Raw genomic sequence first — 1,686 nt, forward strand, 5'->3', positions numbered from 1 at the left:
CCGCGGCAACGACATCGTCTATGGCGGCACCGGCAACGACACGATCTATGGCGGCGACGGCGACGACCAGCTCTTCGGCGAGGATGGCGACGACATCATCTACGGCGAGGCCGGCGATGACATCATCATCGGCGGCAAGGGCAACGACCGGCTCTATGGTGGCGACGGTAACGATTTCATCGATGGCGGCGACGGCGACGACTGGATCGATGCGGGTGAAGGCAACAACACCGTCTTCACCGGCGACGGCAACAACACCGTCTGCACCGGCAATGGCGACAATACCGTCATCGGGGGGGCTCACGTCGACCTCGTCCAATTCGGCTGCGGCCAGGACACGGCCCGCCTCGGTGGGGGCAACGACGTTGCAAATGGCGGCGGCGGCAACGACCGGCTCTTCGGCGAAACCGGCAACGACACGCTCTCCGGCGATGACGGCGACGACTGGGTCGATGGGGGCGAGGGCGATGACCATCTTTCCGGCGGCCGCGGCCAGGACCGGCTCTTTGGCGGTGGCGGCAACGACATCCTCGACGCCGGCGATGGCGATGACGAGGCAGATGGGGGCGATGGCGACGACATCGTCTTCGGCGGTAACGGCGATGATAAGGTCAAGGGCGACGCTGGCCATGACCGGCTCTTCGGCGGTGCGGGCGACGACCGGATCGAGGGCAATGACGGCAATGACGTCATTGATGGCGGCACCGGCAATGACTGCCTGTTCGGTGGGACCGGCAATGACGTGATCCAGGGCGGCGGCGGCAACGACCAGATCGAAGGCGGTAGCGGCGCCGATACGCTCGATGGCGGTGGGGGCAGGGACCGGGTCGAGGCCGGGTCTGGCGACGACGTGATCATCGGTACGCTCGATGCCGCAGCCGATTGCTATGATGGCGGCAGCGGTTGCGACACGCTGGATTACTCCCGGGCCACGCAGAGCATCGACATCAACCTGGTCGAGGGCAAGGCGGTCAGCGTCGAGATCGGCGAAGACGGCTTCTCCAATATCGAGGCCGTGATCGGCGGCAGCGGCAACGACCACTTCACCATCGGAGCCGACGCGGTGACGCTGACCGGGGGCGCCGGCGACGACATCTTTTCGTTCGACGTGCCCTACGACGAGGACGATCGCGACTTGATCCACCAGATCCTCGATCTTGAGGCCGGCGACCGCCTTCGCATCAAGCAGTACCAGATCCGCAAGCACGACGACGATGATGATGACGATGACGGCGGAAGCGGTTCCGACGACGATGCCTTCGATCGCACCTATGGCGAGGATGGCGACGATTCCGGCCGGCCCTTCCGCTTCCGCATCGAGAAGATCGGTGACGACGACCGCACCTTCGTCGACGTCTATCTCGAGCAGAATGACGAGAAGGACTACTCGATCGAGATCCAGGGCAGTCACAGGCTTTATTATTACTGATCCCGGTGCGGGGCGGTCGCGCCTCGCATCCCGGGCCGGCTGACGGGAGAAACGACCATGACCACACGCAATGTCGCATCGCAGGCCGGCGGGGACGCCAGGGGGGAGCGCGAGCCGAACTTCGGCCTGGGCCGGCATATGCTTGCCGGCACGGCGCTCGCCCTGCTCTTGGTCGTCGGCTGCGGCGGCTGGGCTGCCAGCGCCCATCTCAACGGCGCCGTGATCGCCCAGGGCTCGGTCAAGGTCGACCAGAACCT

The 1,686-nt window shown here is 65.5% G+C and carries 1 protein-coding gene and 1 pseudogene; both read left to right on the top strand.

The features are described 5' to 3' along the window. A partial coding sequence (locus tag AB4099_RS35145) for a calcium-binding protein (RefSeq protein ID WP_441481498.1) occupies positions 1-1,429 on the top strand: 1,429 nt, incomplete at its 5' end. Between the two features lie 57 nt (positions 1,430-1,486). Further along, positions 1,487-1,686 (top strand): annotated as a pseudogene (locus tag AB4099_RS35150) (HlyD family type I secretion periplasmic adaptor subunit); the annotation flags it as partial.

Source organism: Allobosea sp. 2KB_26 (assembly GCF_052115715.1).
Lineage (GTDB): Bacteria > Pseudomonadota > Alphaproteobacteria > Rhizobiales > Beijerinckiaceae > Allobosea.